Genomic DNA, 5,579 nt, shown 5'->3' with positions numbered 1-5,579 from the left:
AATAGACAATTCATCAACAAAAATTCTGCGTCCCGGCACTACTATTATCAGCGCGAGAGGGACTGTCGGCAAATGCGCTTTAGTAGCTGCTCCTATGACAATGAACCAGTCCTGTTATGCAGTAAATGGCAGAGGCGAGTATTCAGATGAGTTCGTTTATTACCTAATTAGATACCAAGTCTCGGGTCTTCAGCAGAGAAGTCATGGCTCCGTTTTTAGTACGATAACTAGAGATACTTTTAAATCGATTCGAGTTCCAGCCTCTAATAGTAAAGTAACTAATAAATACTCAGCAGTCGTGAAACCGCTATTCGATAAGATTTTAAGTAATCTAAGGTGCAGTAGAGAGCTTGAGATGACAAGGGACACTTTGTTACCCAAACTTATCTCCGGCGAACTCCAAATTCCCGAAGCTGAAAAACTGGCCGCTGAAGCACTGAACTAAAAAGGATATCAGGATGAAATCCATAAATGCCAAACCGGAACAGGCCACTAAGTCACTGCGATCACAAAGCAGGAGATCACAATGAGCCCGTCAGCCCTGCCCATGGAGATCTTTACCTCGGAAGACGGTTCGATCCGCCTGCAACTGAAATTGGTGGACGATACCCTGTGGCTGACGCAGCGACAGATTGCCGAGCTGTATGAGAAGTCGCCCAAAACCATCAGCGAGCATTTGGTTAATATTTACGATGAGGGTGAGCTGGAGCCTGATTCAACGATCCGGAAATTCCGGACAGTTGCCCGCGAAGGCACGCGGGACGTGGAGCGGCTGCTGGATCATTACAATCTGGAAGCGGTGCTGGCGGTGGGGTATCGGGTGCGTTCCAACCGAGGTGTGCAGTTCCGTCAGTGGGCGACACGGGTACTGAAAGCGTATCTGATCAAAGGCTTCGCCATGGATGACGAGCGCCTGAAAAATCCGGGTCGTGACCTCAGTGCTGATTACTTTGATGAGCTGCTGGCGCGTATCCGCGATATCCGGGCATCGGAGCGGCGTTTCTATCAGAAGATCACCGATATCTATGTAACTGCGGCGGATTACAACAAAAACGCAGAGCTGAGCCAGCAGTTCTTTGCCTCGGTGCAGAACAAACTGCATTGGGCGATTCATGGCCATACCGCAGCAGAGCTGATTCAGGCGCGGGCCGATAACACCCAGCCCAATATGGGGCTGACCAGTTGGTCGGGGAGCCGGGTGAGTAAAAAAGATGTTTCTGTTGCGAAAAACTACCTGACGCAGGACGAGATGACCGGGTTGAACCGGATTGTGACCATGTATCTGGATTATGCTGAGAGCCAGGCCGCCAAACAGCGCCCGATGACGATGCAGAGCTGGGCCGATAAGTTAGATGCCTTTTTGGAATTTAACGAACACGATGTCTTGCAGAACGCCGGGCACGTCTCTGCTGCGGTGGCGAAACAACTGGCAGAGGCCGAGTTTGATCAGTTTGAAATACGGCGACGTGATGCCCTAACTGAACACAAAAGCGACTTTGATGCGCTGATCGAGCAGACTAAACAGATCAAATCTAAAACTACGGGCAAGGGCAAACCGTAAGCTCTTTTTAACAGGGAATCAGGGATATGAAGTTCACCGAAGCCAAACTGGAACAGGCGATTATCCAACTGCTGGGCGAGCAGGGTTACCCCCATCAGCCGGGTGGGGAATTGGTGCGCTCTTTAGATCAGGTATTGATTAAGGACGATCTGAGCAACTATCTGGCCAAGCGTTATGCCGGAGAGGGGATCACCGCCGGCGAAATCGAGTCAGTAGTGCGGATGCTGGACACTTTGCCTGCCAGTGACCTGTACGACAGCAACAAACAGTTTATGAAGTGGCTGTCAGACGGGTTTTTGCTCAAGCGTGAAGATGCCAGCCAGAAAGACTTGTACATTCAGCTAATTGATTTTGAAAGTGTTATCGCTAACTTAGACTCGGGGGCTCAAGAGCAGTTTAAAGTTGCTGAATCAGATTTGAGTTACTTGCCTAAGCAAGACAGTAATATTTATCGCATCGTTAACCAAATGGAGATACAAGGCTATGAGCTGCGTATCCCTGACGGGATTCTTTACATCAATGGCTTACCTCTTGTGGTGTTTGAATTTAAGAGTGCTATTCGTGAAGAAGCGACTATCTATGATGCGTATAAGCAGCTTACCACTCGTTATGACCGAGACATCCCAGAGCTATTCAAATATAACGCTTTATGTGTGATCAGTGATGGGGTTAATAATAAGATGGGGTCTTACTTTGCTCCATACGAGTTTTATTACTCTTGGCGTAAAATTACGGGTGAAGAAAAGCTGGATAAAGAAGGAATTGATTCACTCTTTACGATGATCAGCGGCTTGTTCAATAAGCAACGTTTAACCGATGTGATTCGTCATTTTATCTACGTGCCTGACACTTCAAGTAAACAAGAAAAGATTGTTTGCCGTTACCCTCAGTATTACGCAGCCACAAAGCTTTTTGCCAATATTAAACAACATATGAAGCTGGTTGATAGCCAAGGTAATTTGATTGATGCTGATGGTTTACGAAATGGTAAAGGTGGAACATACTTTGGCGCAACGGGCTGTGGTAAAAGCTACACAATGTTGTTCCTGTCTCGCCTATTGATGAAAGATGTCGAGCTGGGTAGCCCAACCATCATTCTTATTACTGATAGAACCGATTTAGATGATCAGCTTGCAGGGCAATTTACCAATGCAAAAGCTTATGTGGGTGATCAAAATATTATCAGCGTAGAAAGTCGAAGTGAGCTACGTGAGCACCTGAAAGGGCGTAAAAGTGGCGGTGTATTCCTTACTACTATTCATAAATTTACCGAAGATTTAGCGCTACTCACTGAACGAACTAATGTTATTTGCATTTCGGATGAAGCGCACCGAAGCCAAACCAATTTAGAACAGAAAGTCACTGTTACTGAAGATGGTGTAAAGAAAACTTACGGCTTTGCGAAGTACCTTCACGACTCTTTACCAAACGCTACTTACGTTGGCTTTACAGGTACACCGATTGACGCAACGCTCGATGTATTTGGTGCGGTAGTGGATAGTTACACAATGACAGAATCTGTCTTTGATGAAATTACCGTGCGTATCGTTTATGAAGGTCGAGCGGCAAAAGTTCTGCTTGATGGTCGTCAGCTTGATGAAGTTGAAAAATATTACAAAAAATGTGAAGACGCTGGTACAAACGAGTATCAAATAGATAAAAGCAAAACAGCAATGGCGAGTATGTCTACCATACTGGGTGATCCTGACCGTATTAAATCTATTGCAAAAGACTTTGTTGAGCATTACGAGAACCGTGTCGAAGAAGGTACGACTCAAAAAGGCAAAGCGATGTTTGTTTGTAGCAGTCGTGAAATTGCTTATCAGTTCTATAAAGAGTTGATTGAGCTTCGCCCAGGGTGGGATGAAGTAAAAGTCTGTGAGGACGGTGCAACCCTATCAGAAAGCGATAAGAAGAAAGTGAAGCCGATGGAGCGAGTTAAAATGATTATGACTCGTAACAAAGACGATGATAAAACGCTCTGGCATAAGTTGGGTAATAAAGAATATCGTAAAGAGTTAGATCGTCAGTTCAAAAATGGTAAATCAAATTTCAAAATCGCTATTGTTGTAGATATGTGGTTAACGGGCTTCGATGTGCCGTTCCTCGATACCATCTACATTGATAAACCACTTCAGAAACACAATCTTATCCAAACAATTTCAAGGGTGAATCGTAAATTTGAAGGGAAAGAAAATGGCTTAGTGGTCGATTATATCGGCATTAAAAAGCAGATGAACCTTGCACTTTCTCAATATACGGGCGGGCAAGATCAAAACTTGGAAGATATAAAACAGTCTGTGATTGTGGTGAAAGATCACCTGAGCTTGCTTGATGGATTGTTTCATAAATTTGACTCAAAACCTTATTTTTCTGGTACACCGCTAGAGCAATTACATTGCTTAAACGCTTCTGCTGATTATGCGTTAAGAACCAAAAAGTTTGAAAAAACCTTTATGGATTTAACCAAGCGACTTAAATCAGCTTATGACATTTGTGTGGGTAGCAATGAGCTAAAGCAATCCCACAAAGACAAGATTCATTACTATCTGGCTGTGAGAACCATTGTCTTTAAAATCACTACTGGCGGTGCGCCTGATGTAGATCAAATGAACCGTAAAGTGCGTGATTTGGTCAAAGATGCGTTGATGAGTGACGGGGTAGAAGAGATATTTAAGCTCGGTGATGATCAAGGTGGTGAGATTGATATTTTTGATGAAGATTACCTCGCCAAGTTGGAAATGGTAAAACAACCAAACACTAAGCTTCAGCTACTTCAGCAAATGCTTGCCAAAGCGATTGGGGAATTTAAAAAGACCAACAAAGTGAAAGGTGTCGATTTCACAAAGAAAATGAATATGTTGGTTGAAAGATACAATGAGCGTGAAGAAAAAGATGTGCTTCGCTCAGAGGTAATCACTGACTTTTCAGATGAGATTATCAACCTCTACAACGAATTGCGTGAAGAGATGGCTTCCTTCGGTGAGATGGGAATAGATTTTGAAGAAAAAGCATTTTACGACATTCTGATCTCACTGGCTCATAAATACGACTTTACCTACCCAGAAGAGCGATTAACGGATCTAGCGAAAGAAGTTAAAAAAGTCATTAATGATAAAGCAAAATACACTGACTGGAACAAGAGAGATGATATTAAGGCTGAATTGCACTTTGATCTGATCATCTTACTTGATGAGTGGGGCTACCCACCAATTGACCGAGATGAAGTGTATAAAGAGATTTTTGAGCAAGCTGAGAACTTCAAGAAAAGCAGAGTAGGTGATTGATATGAATGACCCTGACATTTTTCTTACCGATTTTGAGATTACTGAGACGACTGAGTTTTTTCACGCGGTATTAGGACGATGTCTGATTGTTGCGACTCGGTTTGATAGTCTGTGTGATCACACCTGTCTACTTACAAGATTTAAGATCGGTGAACTATCACTTTCTGTATTAAAGGATGAAGTGGTTAAGTTTCGAACGTTAGCCTCCAATATACATAAGATGTTCCCCCAAGATATGCTCCCAGAGCTATTTGATATTTTTGATGAAGCGAGGATCGCTAGAAACTCAATAGCTCATGGGCTTTGTAAAGGTTTAACGGGTTGTATCGACACAAAAGTGACGGATTTAGAGTTTATACAAATGGTTCAAGAAGTTATTAAACCCATAGCACTTGCTGATTACTGGATTTCATATTTTTTATCAAAGCTTAATCAAGAGCCTTTATTACAAATAAAACCAGAAAATTACCAAAAAAAAATTTTAAACTGGGTACTAGATTGCAATAGTGAATATTGGATTCCTCCTCCCCCGTACCCATACAAAATTTGAGACATGCATCATTATTGAATATAAATGCGCAAATCGAGAAATTAACTTTTTCTTGATGAGAGGAAATTGAAACTGATTTTTGTCCAAAAACGAGTTACATAACCGCTTGGTGATGTGTGCCGCTTGGTAATGGCTTTTACTGTGACGAAGAGACAATGCTTTTATCTATATCAGATTGAAA

4 protein-coding genes are annotated in these 5,579 nt (G+C 42.8%); all 4 read left to right on the top strand.

The genetic code is table 11. From position 1 onward, the window contains the following. Nucleotides 1-445: restriction endonuclease subunit S (locus Q0241_RS06165; protein WP_299374738.1), on the top strand; the 445-nt coding region annotated here is incomplete at its 5' end. Between the two features lie 81 nt (nucleotides 446-526). Continuing rightward, nucleotides 527-1,561 (top strand): virulence RhuM family protein, encoded by a 1,035-nt coding sequence (locus Q0241_RS06160; protein ID WP_299374735.1) that lies wholly within the window; start codon nucleotides 527-529, stop codon nucleotides 1,559-1,561. 26 nt (nucleotides 1,562-1,587) lie between these two features. Further along, nucleotides 1,588-4,848 (top strand): type I restriction endonuclease subunit R, encoded by a 3,261-nt coding sequence (locus Q0241_RS06155; RefSeq protein ID WP_299374732.1) that lies wholly within the window; start codon nucleotides 1,588-1,590, stop codon nucleotides 4,846-4,848. Between the two features lies 1 nt (nucleotide 4,849). Beyond that, nucleotides 4,850-5,398, top strand: coding sequence for a hypothetical protein (locus Q0241_RS06150; RefSeq protein ID WP_299374729.1), 549 nt, complete (start codon nucleotides 4,850-4,852; stop codon nucleotides 5,396-5,398). Nucleotides 5,399-5,579: the final 181 nt, after the last annotated feature.

This window comes from uncultured Kiloniella sp. (genome assembly GCF_937128705.1).
In the GTDB taxonomy this organism is placed as follows: Bacteria; Pseudomonadota; Alphaproteobacteria; order Kiloniellales; family Kiloniellaceae; genus Kiloniella.
The sequence above is the reverse complement of the archived record's forward strand: the minus strand, read 5'-3'. Positions and strand labels throughout refer to the sequence as shown.